17 protein-coding genes and 1 tRNA gene are annotated in these 14,603 nt (G+C 66.2%); 10 read left to right on the top strand and 8 right to left on the bottom strand.

The genetic code is table 11. The features are described 5' to 3' along the window. Positions 1–106: 106 nt before the first annotated feature. Positions 107–2,155 (bottom strand): M3 family metallopeptidase, encoded by a 2,049-nt coding sequence (locus J2X50_RS08785; RefSeq protein ID WP_429094005.1) that lies wholly within the window; start codon positions 2,153–2,155, stop codon positions 107–109. Between the two features lie 130 nt (positions 2,156–2,285). Between J2X50_RS08785 and J2X50_RS08780 the strand changes: the two genes are divergently transcribed. Continuing rightward, complete coding sequence (locus J2X50_RS08780; RefSeq protein ID WP_429094003.1) at positions 2,286–2,762, top strand: MarR family winged helix-turn-helix transcriptional regulator; 477 nt, start codon at positions 2,286–2,288, stop codon at positions 2,760–2,762. Further along, entirely contained in the window at positions 2,759–4,012 is a 1,254-nt protein-coding gene (locus tag J2X50_RS08775) for a multidrug effflux MFS transporter (RefSeq protein ID WP_429094002.1), read from the top strand. The genes J2X50_RS08780 and J2X50_RS08775 overlap by 4 nt, the downstream gene beginning before the upstream one ends. 119 nt (positions 4,013–4,131) lie before the next feature. On the opposite strand, the gene J2X50_RS08770 is transcribed toward J2X50_RS08775, so the two are convergent. The 4 genes from J2X50_RS08770 to J2X50_RS08755 are packed head-to-tail and all read right to left on the bottom strand — an operon-like array spanning position 4,132 to position 6,487. Further along, positions 4,132–4,539 (bottom strand): nuclear transport factor 2 family protein, encoded by a 408-nt coding sequence (locus J2X50_RS08770; protein WP_429094000.1) that lies wholly within the window; start codon positions 4,537–4,539, stop codon positions 4,132–4,134. Positions 4,540–4,564: 25 nt separating this feature from the next. Beyond that, the gene (locus J2X50_RS08765; RefSeq protein WP_429093998.1) at positions 4,565–5,323 is read right to left on the bottom strand and encodes a DUF429 domain-containing protein; all 759 of its coding nucleotides are present in this window, start codon (positions 5,321–5,323) and stop codon (positions 4,565–4,567) included. Further along, positions 5,320–6,225: a pyridoxal kinase PdxY gene (pdxY, locus tag J2X50_RS08760; protein ID WP_429093997.1), complete on the bottom strand. Its 906-nt coding sequence runs from the start codon at positions 6,223–6,225 to the stop codon at positions 5,320–5,322. The genes J2X50_RS08765 and pdxY overlap by 4 nt, the downstream gene beginning before the upstream one ends. A 4-nt stretch (positions 6,226–6,229) precedes the next feature. After that, on the bottom strand, positions 6,230–6,487 hold the full coding sequence (locus J2X50_RS08755) for a hypothetical protein (RefSeq protein ID WP_429093995.1): 258 nt from the start codon (positions 6,485–6,487) through the stop codon (positions 6,230–6,232). A gap of 100 nt (positions 6,488–6,587) precedes the next feature. Here J2X50_RS08755 and J2X50_RS08750 point away from each other — a divergent pair, with 100 nt between their 5' ends. The 5 genes from J2X50_RS08750 to ppa all read left to right on the top strand — a co-directional run bounded on the left by J2X50_RS08750 (position 6,588) and on the right by ppa (position 10,208). Continuing rightward, positions 6,588–7,223, top strand: a complete 636-nt coding sequence (locus J2X50_RS08750; protein WP_429093993.1) for a LemA family protein — start codon at positions 6,588–6,590, stop codon at positions 7,221–7,223. Positions 7,224–7,404: 181 nt separating this feature from the next. Continuing rightward, the gene (locus J2X50_RS08745; RefSeq protein WP_429093991.1) at positions 7,405–8,268 is read left to right on the top strand and encodes a TPM domain-containing protein; all 864 of its coding nucleotides are present in this window, start codon (positions 7,405–7,407) and stop codon (positions 8,266–8,268) included. Positions 8,269–8,275: 7 nt separating this feature from the next. Then, positions 8,276–8,914 (top strand): TPM domain-containing protein, encoded by a 639-nt coding sequence (locus tag J2X50_RS08740; RefSeq protein WP_429093990.1) that lies wholly within the window; start codon positions 8,276–8,278, stop codon positions 8,912–8,914. Between the two features lie 139 nt (positions 8,915–9,053). Further along, a complete protein-coding gene (locus J2X50_RS08735) occupies positions 9,054–9,560 on the top strand; it encodes a GNAT family N-acetyltransferase (RefSeq protein ID WP_347966317.1) in 507 nt (168 codons plus the stop codon). A gap of 111 nt (positions 9,561–9,671) precedes the next feature. Further along, positions 9,672–10,208, top strand: coding sequence for an inorganic diphosphatase (gene ppa, locus J2X50_RS08730; protein ID WP_429093987.1), 537 nt, complete (start codon positions 9,672–9,674; stop codon positions 10,206–10,208). 69 nt (positions 10,209–10,277) lie between these two features. Here the strand turns inward: ppa and J2X50_RS08725 are convergent, their stop codons facing one another. Continuing rightward, on the bottom strand, positions 10,278–10,610 hold the full coding sequence (locus J2X50_RS08725) for a DUF167 family protein (protein WP_429093985.1): 333 nt from the start codon (positions 10,608–10,610) through the stop codon (positions 10,278–10,280). An 11-nt stretch (positions 10,611–10,621) separates the two neighbouring features. Further along, positions 10,622–10,912: a YggT family protein gene (locus tag J2X50_RS08720; RefSeq protein ID WP_429093984.1), complete on the bottom strand. Its 291-nt coding sequence runs from the start codon at positions 10,910–10,912 to the stop codon at positions 10,622–10,624. Between the two features lie 280 nt (positions 10,913–11,192). On the opposite strand from J2X50_RS08720, the gene J2X50_RS08715 reads away from it, so the two are divergent. Together J2X50_RS08715 and J2X50_RS08710 are read left to right on the top strand one after the other, a co-directional pair. Next, positions 11,193–11,268 (top strand) — tRNA-Ala (locus tag J2X50_RS08715). Positions 11,269–11,545: 277 nt separating this feature from the next. Then, positions 11,546–12,307, top strand: coding sequence for a DUF1194 domain-containing protein (locus tag J2X50_RS08710; protein WP_429093982.1), 762 nt, complete (start codon positions 11,546–11,548; stop codon positions 12,305–12,307). 49 nt (positions 12,308–12,356) lie between these two features. Here the strand turns inward: J2X50_RS08710 and J2X50_RS08705 are convergent, their stop codons facing one another. Then, positions 12,357–13,328 (bottom strand): ABC transporter permease, encoded by a 972-nt coding sequence (locus J2X50_RS08705; RefSeq protein WP_429093980.1) that lies wholly within the window; start codon positions 13,326–13,328, stop codon positions 12,357–12,359. Here J2X50_RS08705 and J2X50_RS08700 point away from each other — a divergent pair. Further along, complete coding sequence (locus J2X50_RS08700) at positions 13,276–14,517, top strand: porin (protein WP_429093978.1); 1,242 nt, start codon at positions 13,276–13,278, stop codon at positions 14,515–14,517. The two genes, J2X50_RS08705 and J2X50_RS08700, sit on opposite strands and share 53 nt — an antisense overlap. Positions 14,518–14,603: the final 86 nt, after the last annotated feature.

Raw genomic sequence — 14,603 nt, 5'->3', positions numbered from 1 at the left:
CAACCGCGAAGGGTGGCCGCCGTTTCTGGCGCTGACAAGTTCCCCTCCCCCTTGTGGGGAGGGGTAGGGGTGGGGGTAATTTCCCACCGTTCTACCAACCCAAGGATCAGTTCAGCCCGCGCTTTTCCATCATCGCTTCGGGCGAAGGCATCTTGCCGCGGAAGGCCTTGTAGAGCTCTTCCGGATCGGCCGAACCGCCGGCCGCATAGATGTGCTTGCGCAGCTTCTCGGCCATGTCGGCGTTGAAGGCGTCGCCCGTTTCCTCGAAGGCCGCGAAGGCGTCGGCGTCGAGCACCTCCGACCACATGTAGGAGTAATAGCCGGCCGAATAGCCCTCGCCGGAGAACACGTGCAGGAAGTGCGGCGTGCGGTGGCGCATGACGATCGCCTCGGGCATGCCGAGCTTTTCCAGCGTCTCCGCCTCGAACGCGGCGGGTTCCGCGGGCGCATCGGGACGCGCGTGATAGGCCATGTCGACCAGCGCCGAGGAGGTGAACTCGACGGTGGCGAAGCCGGCGCCGAAGGTCTTGGCCGCCAGCATCTTGTCGAGCAGCTCCTTGGGCATCGCCTTGCCGGTCTTGTAGTGCAGCGCGTGCTTCTCCAGCACCGCCGGCACCGTCAGCCAGTGCTCGTAGAGCTGCGACGGCAGCTCTACGAAATCGCGGCTGACCGAGGTGCCCGAGACCGACGGCCAGGTGACGTCGGTCAGCATGCCGTGCAGGGCGTGGCCGAATTCGTGGAACAGCGTCTTGGCTTCGTCGAGCGACAGCAGTGCCGCCTCGCCTTCCTTCGGCTTGGCGAAGTTCATGATGTTGTAGATGATCGGCGTGGCGCCGTGGCCCAGCTTGTAGCCCGACTGCAGCGAGCTCATCCAGGCGCCGGAACGCTTCGAGGGACGAGCGAAATAATCGGCCAGGAACAGGCCGCGCTTGCTGCCGCCGGCGTTGAACACCTCGAAGACGCGCACGTCGGGATGCCAGGCGGCGATGCCGGGCACTTCCTTGAAGGTGATGCCGAACAGGCGGGTGGCGACGTCGAAGCAGGCGTCGATGATGCGTTCGAGCTGGAGGTAGGGCTTCAGCTCCGCCTCGTCGAAGGCGTATTTCTCGGCGCGCAGCTTCTCCTGGTAGAAGCGCCAGTCCCAGGCGGCCAGCTTGTCGTTGCTGCCGGCGCTAGCGGCCAGGCGCTGCAGCTCGGCCTCGTCGGCAGCCGCCCTCTCGCGCGCCTTGTTCCACACCGGCTCCAGCAGCTCCATCACCGCCTTGGGCGTCTTGGCCATGGTGTCGTCGAGCTTGAGCGCCGCATAGCTCTCGTAGCCCAAGAGCTTCGCCTTCTCGGCGCGCAGGCGAAGCGTCTCGCGCACGACGCCGCCATTGTCGGTCGCACCGCCGGTTTCGCCGCGTCCGGCAAACGCCTTGAACGCCTTCTCGCGCAGGTCGCGCCGTTCGGAGAAGGTGGTGAAGGGCTCATAGATCGAGCGCGAAAGGGTGACGGCATATTTGCCCTTTTGGCCGCGCGTCTCGGCAGCTTGGGCCATCGCCCCGTGCACGAACTCCGGCAGGCCGGCGAGGTCGCCCTCGTCGAGGAACAACACCCACTCCTTCTCGTCGGCAAGCACGTTCTGGCCGAACCTGGCGCCGAGCGACGCCGCTTCCTCGTTGATGGCCGCCAGCCGCTTCTTGCCCTCGGGGTCGAGCTTGGCACCCGAACGGACGAAGCCCTTCCAGCTTTTCTCCAATACCCTCAGCGTCTCGGCATCGAGGCCGAGCGAGGCACGGCGGGAATAGAGGTCGTCTATGCGGGCAAACAGCTTCTCGTTCATCGAGATTTCAGAGAAATGGCGGGCCATTTTCGGTGAAATCTCGCGCTCCATCGCCTGGATCGCGTCGTTGGTGTGGGCGCCGGCGCGGCACCAGAAGATCGCCGACACGTGGTCGAGCGCCTCGCCCGCCAGCTCCAGCGCCGCGAGCGTGTTGGCGATGGTCGCAGGTTCCGGATTGTTGGCGATCGCCTCGACCTCGGCGGCATGCGCGGCAAGTGCCGCATCGAACACCGGCCCGAAATCGCCGTCCTCGATCCTGGTGAAGTCGGGCAGGCCGAGCGGCCCGGTCCAATGGGTCAGCGGATGGCGCGCGAGATCGATCGTGGCGGACATGAACAGCTTCCTTGATTGGCGTTCGGTGCGGACCGTCCCGATGTAGGGCTGCGGCCGGGACTGCGCAACCGCCTTGACGCGCCGCATCCGATAAACTAAGCAACCCATATAATAAGGATTGCTTACTAATATGGCTGCCAGCAGCGAAACCGAGACCTTCGGCTTCATCGTCACCGATATCGCCCGGCTGATCCGCGCCGAAATGGATCACCGCACCACCGAGGCAGGGCTCGGGCTCACGACCGGCGAAGGCCGGGTGCTGTTCAACGTTCGCCGCGCCGGCCCGATCCGCCAGTCGGCCCTCGCCGAGCGCCTCGGCATCGAGGCGATGACGCTGAGCGGGCTGATCGACCGCCTCGAGGGCAAGGGCTACGTCGAGCGCCAGCCCGACCCGGCCGACCGCCGCGCCAAGCTGGTGACGCTGACCGAGGCCGGTACCAGCGTGGTCGCCCGGATCGAACCGATCGCCGCCGGCATCCGCAGCGATGCCGCACGCGGCATCGATCCCGACGATTGGCAGCGCGTTCTCGCCGCCCTCAGGACTTCGCGCGAAAACCTGCTCGCGCTCCGGGCCGAGGCACAGTCCGGCGAGAGCGCTGCGGCATGAACATGCGTACCGAAATCGCCGCGGACGATGCAGTGGAACCGGCCCCTGAACCGATCATGAGCGAGCGGCGCGTGTCGCTGATCGGCGGCCTGATGGTCGCCATCGGTCCGATCTCGCTTGCCCTCTTCACACCGGCCATGCCGGAGATCGTCAACGCCTTCGGCACCACCGAGGCGGCGGTGAAGATGACGCTGTCGCTCTATTTCGGCGGCTTCGCCTTCGCCCAGCTGGTCTGCGGACCGCTCTCGGACGGCTTTGGCAGAAGGCCGATCACGCTTGCCTTCATGGCCATCTACCTCGCCGCCAGTGTGCTCGCCCTGGTCGCGCCCAACATCGAGACGCTGGTCGCCGCCCGCTTCCTCCAGGGGGTGGGCGCGGCAGTAGGCGTATCCGTATCCCGCGCGGTCGTCCGCGACGTCTTCACCCACGAACGCTCGGCCCGCATCATGAACATGATCGGCATCCTTCTGGCGCTCGGTCCGGCGATCGCGCCCACCCTCGGCGGCATGACGATGGAACTCTTCGGCTGGCACGCCATCTTCATCGTCATGGTGCTGCTCGGCGTCGTCGTCATGCTGGTGACGATCTTTGCCCTGCGCGAGACGGTGCAGCGCGACCTGAGCCGCATCCGGCCGGGCGCACTCATCCGCTCCTACGGGTCGCTGCTGCGCAGCCCCTATTTCATCCTGTGCAGCCTGGTCGTCGCCGGCACTTCGGGTGCCATCTACACCCAGGCGACGGTGCTGGCCTTCATCCTTATGGACCGCGTTGGCCTGACGCCGACCCAGTTCGGCATAGGCATGCTGATGCAGACGGCGAGCTTCATGCTCGGCGCGCTCATCACGCGCCGGCTGATGCCGCGCTTCGGCGCGGCTCGCCTTGTGCCGTTCGGCCTGGTCTTCGTCGCCCTGGGCTCGATCTCGATGGCGGTGCTGCTGCGCATGTACGAGCCGACCTTCCTGCTCGTCATGGGCCCAATCGGCATCTATGCCTTCGGCATCGCCATGGTCCTGCCGGCGATGATGACGGCAGCCCTTGCGCCCTTCCCCAAGAATGCCGGCGCGGCTTCCGCGATGATGGGCTTTTTCCAGATGGGCGCGGGCCTCGTCGGCGGCACGATTTCGGCGATGATCGGCGATCCGGTGACGGCACTTGCCACCGTCATCCCCTGCATGGGCCTGATGGCGATCGTGTCGTGGTTGGGCTGGAGCCGACTGCCCGAACCGTCCATCCTGACGCGGCTGAAATAGCCTCCGCGCAACGGCAGCTAGAGCATTTTGCAGCCAGACGGAAACGTCTGGCGTCGCACAAATGCGGCTAAGAAAAGCAGCTGGGCGGCGCAATGGCATTCGTCAGAATGCCCGCCGCTCTAGATGCCGTTGCAGTCCTCGCCGATCGCAATCTGAGTGCTGGCGACCACCCGCTCGCCCCTGATGGTGAAGGTCTCCCGCATCAGCGCTTCGTTGCTGGGGAAATCGTAGCAGGCGAGCACGGTCGTGACGTCGCCGTCCCTGGCCTCGACCTTGTGGCGGATGGCGGCGCCCGCCACGGCCGTCTCCCACTCGTCCATCGACGCAATGAATTCGGCCTTGGTCTGGGTAACGCCGACGTCATCGAGACGGATCTCGGCATTGTCGGCAAGCAGGCCGGCGAGCGCCGCCCGGTCGGCCTGGAGCAGCGCCTCGTACCAACGGTCCACGACATCGCCTCCCTGGGCGGAGGCAAGGGCGGCCACCAGCAGGGCGGCGGCTGCGACAAGCCTCGACACGGTCCTCACGGACGGCCTCCTCCTCGAACCGGGATCAGGCCCATATCGCCACCGGAATGCCATGGGCATCGTGCTGCGGTGGGGTCGGAAAGCTTCCGGTTTCGCCGCGCCGGTGGCGCTCGGCAACCATCATCATCGCGCAGGCGTCGAGGAAGTCGTCGGTCGCAGCACCCCGCGGCGGCGGCCGGTCGAGGAAGGCCCGGTCGTGTCCCACCCGCGCCAGCAGCGCCTTGCGCTCCTCCATGCCGGCAGGGTTGACCCTGCTCCCGATCTTCTTCGGCAGGCTCATCGCGCACTCGCCGTTGAGCCTCCAGAAGGCCACCTCGGGATGCGATTCGATCACCCGCCCGCGCAGGTCCGGCCGCGCAATCATCAGCGCGTCGATCTCGCGGATCTTGGAGAATATGCCGAAGGCCTGGATCGACACGCCACGAGGCGGCGACGAAGTCCGCATCGCGACCTCGCTTGCCCGCCGGTGCGCCGCATACCAGGCGTCGAGATCGGTGAACGCGGCGGTATCGGCGTGCACCGCCGCCCGCGACGGGATCGAAAAAGCGCTCGATTGCCGTTCGCCAAGCAACGGCCTCACCAGTGCCTCCGGCCCGCGACCGCCCCTTCCCGAAAGCTCGGGAAGGCCGATCGGCATGTCGACGGCGACGGTCGCATCGTCCGGCAGCGCGGCGAGCAACCCCGCGAAACTGGCGAACACCCTGGCCTCGGGCAGCACGCCGGCGTCGGATCGGATCACCGCGATCCAGCCGGCTTTGCAGCCGTCGACGCCGGCCACCGTCACGCGCCTGTTTCCGTACCGGGTTTTCGGCTCCGCGACGGATGGATGAGCGTCCTGAGCTCCACCTGCGCCATCGGATGCGACAGGCTCTGCGCATCGGTTTCGAGCTGCAGTTCGTCACCGCCGCGCCTGGAGGTGCGGGCGAGGATTTCGTAGACGGACGCCGTGGTCGTCTGCAGCGCCTTGGCCATCGGCTGGCCGCCGAGCAGCCGCGCCAGGAACACCGCGGCCGTCAGGTCGCCCAGGCCGTTGGGCGGGCTTTCGACGATGCGGTGCTCGGCCAGCATCGCCTGCGAGGCCGTCACCAGCAGGTTGCCGGTACCGCTCGCCATCATCGCCGGCGCCGACGTCACCAGCATCGTCGCCGGCGGTGCGGCAAGCGCCGCCGACATCGTCGCGCGCATGTCCTCGAGCGAGGTGCCGGTCAGCCATTCCAGTTCATAACGATTGGGGGTGGCGATGTCGGCCAGCGGCAAAAGCGTATCGCGGATACCCGCGGCCAGCGCCTCGGCGACGTAGAGCCCGCCGGAGTCGCCGATGACGGGATCGCAGACATAGAGCGCCTGCGCGTTCCTCACCTTCACGGCCCTGACCAGCGATGCCACCGCCTCGACCTGTCCGGTTTCGCCGAGATAGCCCGACAGCACGGCCGCCACCTCGCCGAGCCACGGCGCGCGTTCGAGATCGGCCATCAGCGCCGCAAACTGCTCGGTCGGCGGCACGATGCGGGTGGCCCTGCCATGACCGGGGTGCCAGGGCAGGATGACGGTCGGCACCGCCCAGACCGGATAGCCGAGCGTCTCCAGCGCGAACACCGCCGCGCGGTTGCCGACCGATCCCCTCGCCACATGGCTCGACACGACGATGACCGCGCGCGGCGCGGCTTGTTCGGCCCGAACGGTCATGAGGTCATCCGCCCCGCACCAGAAAATTCACCAGCCACAGGATCAGCCCGATGGTCAGGACGAAGCCGAGGATGCGGCCGATGCGCGTGCCGATATGTTCGATGCGGTCGGACCTGTCGACGTCGGCGGCGCCGAGGTGGTCGCGCATCTCGCCGGCCTTGCGCCTGACGAAGGCCCCGCCGCCGGCCTCGCTCTCCCGCGCCACGCGGTCGAGGATGCGGCGCGATTCCTTCTCGCCATCGCTGTTTCTGGGCGACGCCATCGTCGAATGTCTCCCGGCGACTTTGCCGTCTGCGCCCGGTTTTCTCCTGACGCGTTTGTGATAATGCTTTGCCATCAGTTGCTTTGTCGAGGACATTCACATGCAGATGCGCGCTTCGTCGGCACTTCCCGCCTTCCGCCTCCTTCCAGCTTTCATCTTCATGCTGTTCGCCCTGCCGCTCTTGTCGGCTTGCGGCTACAACACGATTCCCACCCAGGAAGAGCAGGCCAAGGCGGCCTGGAGCGAGGTCCTGAACCAGTACCAGCGCCGTGCCGACCTCATCCCCAACCTGGTCGAGACGGTGAAGGGCTATGCCGCGCATGAAAAGGACACGCTCGAAGGCGTCGTCGAAGCCCGCGCCAAAGCCACCCAGGTGACGGTCACGCCCGAAACGCTCACCGACCCCAACGCCTTCAAGACTTTCCAGGACAACCAGGCCGGCCTGACCAGCGCGCTGTCGCGGCTGCTCGCCGTGGTCGAGAACTATCCCGACCTCAAGGCCAACCAGAACTTCATCGCCCTGCAGGCGCAGCTCGAAGGCACCGAAAACCGCATCGCCGTCGCCCGCCGCGACTACATCGAGACCGTCCGCGTCTACAACACCTCGCTCAAGACCTTCCCGGCCATGCTGTGGAACACCTTCTGGTTCCGCAGCGAGCCGTTCCAGAACTTCACGGTCGCCGAAGACAAGCTCCAGGCGCCCAAGGTGAATTTCGGCACGAGCCAGGGCGGGTGATCGGGCAGGCTGACGTCGCAGCGATTTGGCTGACATCAACATGCAAGCGGGCGCCTGGACACCCCCCTCTGGCCTGCCGGCCATCTCCCCCGCAAGGGGGGAGATCACGCGGACGCACGGCCTGCGCCCATCACAAAGACTGAAGGCCCAGCACCGCGGCCAAGGCTGCCAATCTCCCCCCTTGCGGGGGAGATGGCCGGCAGGCCAGAGGGGGGTGCTCAAGCACTTCCTTGCGATTCTAGCATTCCTGCTTTTGCTGTTCGCAGCCCCCGCCCTCGCCGCCGAACTCCCCACCCTCACCGGCCGCGTCGTCGACGAAGCCAACATCATCGATCCGTCGACCGAGGCGGAGCTGGTTCAAAAACTCGCGGCCTTCGAGCAGAAATCCTCCGACCAGATCGTCGTCGCCACCATACCCGGCCTCGACGGCGAGGAGATCGAGCCTTACGCCAATCGGCTGTTCCGCGCCTGGAAGCTCGGCCAGGCCGGCGAGGACAATGGCGTGCTGCTGATCGTGGCGCCCAACGACCGACGCATGCGCATCGAGGTGGGATACGGCCTCGAAGGCTCGCTCACCGACCTGCACACCAAGCTCATCATCGAGAACACCATGGTGCCGGCCTTCCGCGCCGGCGATTTCTCCGGCGGCATCACGAAAGCCGTCGACGACATCATCATGGTGATCGAGGGCGACGGCGCCGAGCTGGAAGCCCGGGCCAGGCGCAACGAACAGACGGCCCTATCGGGCTGGAGCGAAGACGAGATCATCTTCTTCATCTTCCTCGCGCTCTGGGCCGCGATCTTCTTCGGCGGTATTGCAACGTCGATCCTGCCGCGCATCTATGGCCGCAAGCTCGGCCCAGGCCGCTACGAATGGCTCGGCATGACCTTCGACTACACTCAACGTTCGCGGTCGTCGCGCGGCGGCTGGACCTCGGGCGGCGGTGGCTGGTCGGGCGGCGGAGGCGGCGGCTGGTCGTCCGGCGGCGGTTTCTCCGGCGGGGGCGGCTCGTCGGGCGGCGGCGGCTCCTCGGGAAGCTGGTAGGGACGAGATGACGGCACCAACCCTCAACCCGGGCGACCACGACCGCATCGCCGCGGCGATCCGCAGTGCCGAATCGCAAACATCGGGCGAGATCTATTGCGTCGTCGCACGCCGCAGCGACGGCTATTTCTTTCCCGCGGCCTTTTCCGTCACCTTGGGGATCCTGCTGGTGAGCCTGGCCGCCGCAGCGGCGCTCGAATACTGGTGGATCGCGGTGCGCTTGCCGCACTTCGTCATCGTCCAGGTTCTTGCGGCCGCGGCTGCCTGCGCGCTCATATGGCTGTTCCCCGGCCTCAGGCTGTGGCTGGTGCCGCGCAGCCTGCTCTGGCGCTCAGCGCACGCCAATGCGCTCCGCCAGTTCTATGCCCGCAACATCCACCTGACCAATGCGCGCACCGGCGTTCTCGTCTTCGTCTCGATCGCCGAGCGCTACGCCGCGGTCATCGCCGACGCCGGCATCAACGCCAAGGTGGAGCAGGGCCAATGGGACGGCATCGTCGCCGAACTCATCGGCCATGCGCGCGACGATCGGCTCGCCGACGGCTTCGTCGCCGCCATCGCCAACGTGGGCACCCTCCTGGCCCGGCACTTTCCGGTCCAGCAAGGCGACGCCAACGAATTGGACGACCATCTCGTAGAGATCTGAAGCCGGCCCAAGCCCAGCGGCCGGGTGTGTCCAATTGGACTCACCCACGGCGCGACGCGCAGCCGCAGCCCCGAAAGCGGGGGTGCCGCAGCGGTCGACTCTTTGCAAGGATCGCGACGCGGTTTATGGTTAAGAAATCATGAACACGCTGACGATCGATATCAGGAAAGCCGAGCCCCGCGACGCGGATGCCATCGCCGAGGTCCATCACGAGGCCTGGCGCGGCGCCTATGCCGGCATCATCCCGCACCGCGCGCTGACGGCCATGATCAACCGTCGCGGCGGCGAGTGGTGGGCCAACGCCATCCGACGCGCCGCGACCGTGCTGGTCATCGAGATCGGCGGCAAGATCGCCGGCTATGCCACGCTCGGCCGCAACCGCGCACGCGAGCTGAAGCAGCAGGGCGAGATCTACGAACTCTACCTCCGCCCCGAGTGCCAGGGCATCGGCCTCGGCACCCGCCTCTTCGCCGCGGCACGCCAGCGGCTCGCCGACCATGGCCTCAAGGGCATGGTGGTCTGGGCGCTGGAGGAGAATGACAACGCGCTCGCCTTCTACACCGGCGCCGGCGGCCGCGACGTCGCCGAAGGCGTCGAGGTGTTCGACCAGAAGGCGCTGAAGAAGGTCGCCTTCGTCTGGGAGTGACCCTGGCGAGGCACCCTCGCCTTTCGTCGCAATCGACCGAAATCAATATTGCATTGCACGCGCGGCCCAACGCGGCTATCGGGAGGCACCTTAAATCTGGAGCTTCCCCTCATGCGCATCGATGCCATCGCGATCGGCAAGAACCCGCCTGAAGACGTCAACGTGATCGTCGAGGTGCCCGTCGGCGGCCAGCCCATCAAGTACGAGATGGACAAGGAAGCCGGTACGCTGGTCGTTGACCGCTTCCTCTACACGCCGATGACCTACCCGGGCAATTACGGCTTCGTGCCGCACACGCTCTCCGGCGACGGCGATCCGATCGACGTGCTGGTCTGCAACACGCGCCAGCTCATCCCCGGCTGCGTCATCAACGTTCGCCCGATCGGCGTGCTGGTCATGGAAGACAATGCCGGCCAGGACGAGAAGGTCATCGCCGTGCCGTCGCCGAAGCTGACCCGCCGCTACGAGAACGTCTTCAACCACACCGACCTGCCGGAGATCACGCTCCAGCAGATCGAGCACTTCTTCGAGCACTACAAGGATCTCGAGCCCGGCAAGTGGGTCAAGATCGGCGGCTGGCACGATGCCGCCTACGCCAAGAAGATGATCGTCGAGGCCATCGAGCGCGCCAAGCAGCTCAAGGCCTGATACGGCCTATCGAACACGCGCCTTCTCTGCCGAGCGGAGAAGGCGCGTCGGCGGCGTGCCGCCCGGTTCCTATCCAGCCGTTCGGCGGGATGCCTGCGCAAGTCCGGCGAGCTTGCCGGCAAGCTCGCTGGCCAGACCAGCGATCCGCACGGTCTTCAGCCGCGACGTGCCGCCGGCCACGACCGACACCGACTTTTTCGGAAGCCCGAGTTCCGCGGCGAGCAGCTTCTCCAGCGCCGCATTGGCCGCGCCGTTCTCCGGCACGGCGCGCACCCGCGCGGCGAGGTGGCTGCGCCCGTCGGCCGCCGTCTCCACCCCTTCGACCGCATCCTTCGCCGATCTCGGCGTCAGCCTGACGAAGAGATCGACGCCGTCGCCGCGCTCACGGAAGAAGCCGGACACCGTAGCCCCGGTCAGAGCACCATCGGCGCGATGGTCGTGACGATGAATTGCCTGACGAAGAACAGGGCGAGCAAAAGGATGATCGGGGAGATGTCGAGGCCGCCGAGATCGGGCATGAAGCGGCGGATCGGCCGCAGCGCCGGCTCGGTGAGGCGGAACAGCATGTTGCCGATGGTGCCGACGAACTGGTTGCGCGGGTTGACCACGTTGAAGGCATAGAGCCAGGAGAAGATCGCCGAAGCGATGATGATCCACCAATAGAGGTCGAGGGCCAGGACGATCGTCTGAATGAGGGCGAGCATGCCGTTCTCCAATGAATTGCCGACATTTAGACATTGCACGCCTGAGCGGCAAGCCCCGCCGCAACCGCCTCCCCTCGTCACCGGGCGCCGGGTACCGTATCGGGCGCCGGCCCTCGGCCGCACGATCGCTCCCGGCGCGACCTTGCCAGATACAGCGAGTTGGGAAGACGGACGATGTCCGGAGGGCCCTCTCCCCGCACCTGACAAGCCAAGTCGGTCGCGGATCAAACCTCGCTTGACATCCGCCCCGCACCACCAATAAATGCGCCATCCGCTGGACGGGGCTGTAGCTCAGCTGGGAGAGCGCGTCGTTCGCAATGACGAGGTCAGGGGTTCGATCCCCCTCAGCTCCACCAGCGGAATTTCCTCGAAACTGCTTTGTTGCCCCGTCTCGGAATGGAGCCGATCCGTTACGGCGATACGGCGCAGTTCGATCTGGCTTGGGTTTGCAAGCAGCCGAGCGGGCTTCGAAGGCACGGTGACGATCGCCGCCGCCACCAACCCCAAAAGCGCTAGCTCCTTTGGCCACCTGTCGGGCGGCCGCCTCGCGGTGTAGCATCGCCCCCATACCACCAGGAATTGCTGGACGCACCTTCATCCCATCGAGGCAACGCTCTTTGGAGGAGCACGGCCATGGGCTTGAGCTCCCTTGTCGGATCATTGGCGATCGCGGTTGTCCTGGCCTGGGGCGGCACGGAAGCCCCTGCCACCGAAATCGACACCGCCATCGTGTTTGCGGTCGATGTCTCCGGCTCGGTCGATCCGGCCACGGCCGAGATGCAGCGCGAGGGTCATGCCGAAGCGATCTCTTCGCAGGCTGTCCTTTCTGCCATCGCCCGCACCCACGCCGGCTGTGTCGCGATCACCTATGTCGAATGGTCCAGCTACGGCCAGATGCGCTCGGTCGTGCCATGGACGAAAGTCTGCGGAACCGAAGAGGCGCAAGCCGTGGCGTCCGCCATCCGCAAGGGCGGCGACAGGGGCCTTTCCTGCGAAGCCATGTGCCAGACCTCCATCTCCTTCGCCATCGACCTGAGCGTCGGGCTCTTGGACAGCTACGCGGGAAACGCGTCCAACAAGATCATCGACATCTCCGCCAACGGCATCAACAACGACGGACTGTCGGTCGACAAAAGCCGGCAGCGCGCGATCGCCGCCGGCTGCACGATCAACGCGATAGCGCTTCCGGAGATCCGGCTTGGTGTTCGGCAGGACCTCTCCCGCTACTTCGCCGACAACGTCATTGGCGGTCCAAATGCCTTCGTCATGCCGCTAAACAGTCCGAGCCTCTACACGTCGGCCTTGCGCCAGAAACTGGTGAAGGAGATCAGCCTGGCCAAACCGATGGGCAGCGTCGGTTCGGTCGCTCTGCTGGCTATGCCGGAGACGCGGTGAGCGGCCATCGGATGCACTGCCAGGAGACGTTTGCCGCTCCGCATCCCAATCAGAGCTTCAGCAGCAGCGGAGCTGGCTCGGCAGCACGCTGAAGTGGTCCTTGAAGCTCTTGGAGAAATAGGACGGCGAGATGAAGCCGCAGGCGATGGCGATGTCGGTGATCGGCATGTCGGTGAGCTCGATCAGCTGGCGCGCCCGTCGCAGCCGCAGCTTGCTGGACGCCGAGCAGTTCCACCCCGCCGGCGAGGCCGGCAAGCGCGCCTGAAAGGAGCATGGTGACCAGCACGACGCGCGGCACGTCCATGCCCATGAAGCGCAGCGCCGTCTGGTTGGCGCCCAGCGCCCGCATGTCGTAGCCGGCCGAGGTGCGCTCAAGCAGGAGGTGGTCTGCAATCGCTGCGGCAATCGCGATCAGGATGCCGGCATGAAGAGGTCCCGACAATTGCGGCAGCCAGGCCGATTGCGCCAAAAGCTGGGTCTGGTGGTAGGCGACGGTCGTGCCCGCCTCGGTCCACGGTTCGCCGGCCAGGAGCCAGGAGAGCAGATAGACGACGATGTAGTTGAGCATGACCGTCGAGAATATCTCGTTGACCTCGTAGCGGTTGCGCAGCACGGCCGCGATGCCGGACATCGTCGCGCCGCCGAGCATGGCGCCGGCAATCGCCAGCGGTCCGACGACAAGAAGCGGCGCGTCCGGCAGCGAAGAGGCGACCCAGTAGGCGCCCATCGCGCCCGCATAGACCTGGCCCTCCTGGCCGATGCTCCATATGCGGGCACGGAAGACGACGAGTGCGGCGAGCCCGGTGAGGATCAGCGGCGTCGCATCGACGAGCGTGCGCAAGACGGCACGCTGGCTGCCGAAAGCGCCGCGCAACAGGGCGGCGAAGGCAGTGGAGACATCGGCCGACGACAGTTTCAGCAGCACGGCGGTGGCGGCAAAGCCCGCCATGATCGCGAGGCCATAGGACATGCCCTGCCAGAGCAGGCTGGAGGCATGGCGTTGTTCGAGCTTAATGTGCACGGGCTTCACCTCCCGGAATGGCCTGGCCGGCCATCATCAGGCCGAGATGCTGCGGGGTCGTCGCGGCCGGTTCGACCACGCCGACGATCCTGCCGCGGTGGATGACGGCGATGCGGTCGCAGAGCTTCATCAGGTCTTCGAGTTCCTCGGAGGCCAGGAGGATACCGAAACCCTCTGCCTTCTTGGCCAGCAGCTGGCGGTAGACATAGTCGATGGGCGCGAAGTAGTTCTCGTCGGCCTTGCTGCCGAAGCAGTAGACCTTGTTGAGCTTGCACGCCTCGAAATTGCCGGTGAGCTGCAGGATGCCGTCGACGCCGGTCGCCACCTGGGCGTTGGTGTATTCGGCGGCCTTGCCCGGATCGTACCAGGACTCGACAAAGGCCACGCGCTGCTTGATGTCGGCGCGCATCTGCCGGGCGCCTGCGAAGAAGGCGTTGATCTCGTCGAGACCTGTCTCAGGGTCGGCGGTTATCTCCGTCTCGAAACCGGCTTCGGCCCGCTCTTCGGCATCGATGTCGACGGCGACCGCGACCGCGACGCCTACTACACGCTCGCCCGCTTCCAGCTGCAGACCGATGCCCGGGCCGAGACCGAGTTCGGCACGTTCCGCACCTATGCCAACATCAATTTCCAGGAAAAGCGCGACGCTGCCGAAGCTGTCCATAGCGCCGAGATCGAGATGGCGATGATCGAGCTCGGCGGCTTCTTTGCCGGCGTCAACGACTCGCTGTTCATCACCCAGACCTATTATGCCGGCGCCGTGTCCAACGACGCGATCGTCGGCTACGGGCCGTTCACCACCACCATGCTCGGCTACACCTACACCGGCTCGAACGGGCTGACGCTGGCAGCCGCGCTCGAAGGCGGCTGGGGTGAAGACGTCATCGACAGCTATATGCCGCGCGTCGTGATCGGCGGAGCCTACGCACAGGACTGGGGCAGCGTGACCGCCGTCGCGGGCTACGATTCAGTCGCAGAGGAATGGACCGGAAAGCTCAGGCTCGACCTGACCGTCAGCGACAGGATCTCGCTCTGGGCCATGGCCGGCGCCAAGACCGACGACGCCAACATCGCCTGGAAGGTGGTCGACGGCCTGACCGTCTCACCGGAAGTCGGCTACTACGACAATTTCGACCTGGCCGACGCCGATGCGCTCGGCGGCTTCGTCCGCATCCAGGCGGATTTCTGACGGAAGCATCCTCCCAGGCTGCCCGTCACGGCGTCCGGAGCCTGCACCGGGCGCCGTTTTCGTTTAGAGCAATTCCAGGAAAAGTG

Origin of the sequence: Aminobacter sp. BE322 (assembly GCF_050433525.1) — a bacterium.
Classification (GTDB): domain Bacteria; phylum Pseudomonadota; class Alphaproteobacteria; order Rhizobiales; family Rhizobiaceae; genus Aminobacter.
Note: the sequence above shows the minus strand (reverse complement) of the source record. Positions and strands in the feature narration are given on the sequence as shown.

Coding starts and splice junctions, on each gene's coding strand:
- J2X50_RS08780 (WP_429094003.1), top strand. CDS start 2,286: ATGGCTGCCAGCAGCGAAACCGAGACCTTCGGCTTCATCGTCACCGAT.
- J2X50_RS08755 (WP_429093995.1), bottom strand. CDS start 6,487: ATGGCGTCGCCCAGAAACAGCGATGGCGAGAAGGAATCGCGCCGCATC.
- J2X50_RS08700 (WP_429093978.1), top strand. CDS start 13,276: ATGCCCTGCCAGAGCAGGCTGGAGGCATGGCGTTGTTCGAGCTTAATG.
- ppa (WP_429093987.1), top strand. CDS start 9,672: ATGCGCATCGATGCCATCGCGATCGGCAAGAACCCGCCTGAAGACGTC.
- pdxY (WP_429093997.1), bottom strand. CDS start 6,225: ATGACCGTTCGGGCCGAACAAGCCGCGCCGCGCGCGGTCATCGTCGTG.
- J2X50_RS08735 (WP_347966317.1), top strand. CDS start 9,054: ATGAACACGCTGACGATCGATATCAGGAAAGCCGAGCCCCGCGACGCG.
- J2X50_RS08720 (WP_429093984.1), bottom strand. CDS start 10,912: ATGCTCGCCCTCATTCAGACGATCGTCCTGGCCCTCGACCTCTATTGG.
- J2X50_RS08785 (WP_429094005.1), bottom strand. CDS start 2,155: ATGTCCGCCACGATCGATCTCGCGCGCCATCCGCTGACCCATTGGACC.
- J2X50_RS08710 (WP_429093982.1), top strand. CDS start 11,546: ATGGGCTTGAGCTCCCTTGTCGGATCATTGGCGATCGCGGTTGTCCTG.
- J2X50_RS08775 (WP_429094002.1), top strand. CDS start 2,759: ATGAACATGCGTACCGAAATCGCCGCGGACGATGCAGTGGAACCGGCC.
- J2X50_RS08750 (WP_429093993.1), top strand. CDS start 6,588: ATGCAGATGCGCGCTTCGTCGGCACTTCCCGCCTTCCGCCTCCTTCCA.
- J2X50_RS08740 (WP_429093990.1), top strand. CDS start 8,276: ATGACGGCACCAACCCTCAACCCGGGCGACCACGACCGCATCGCCGCG.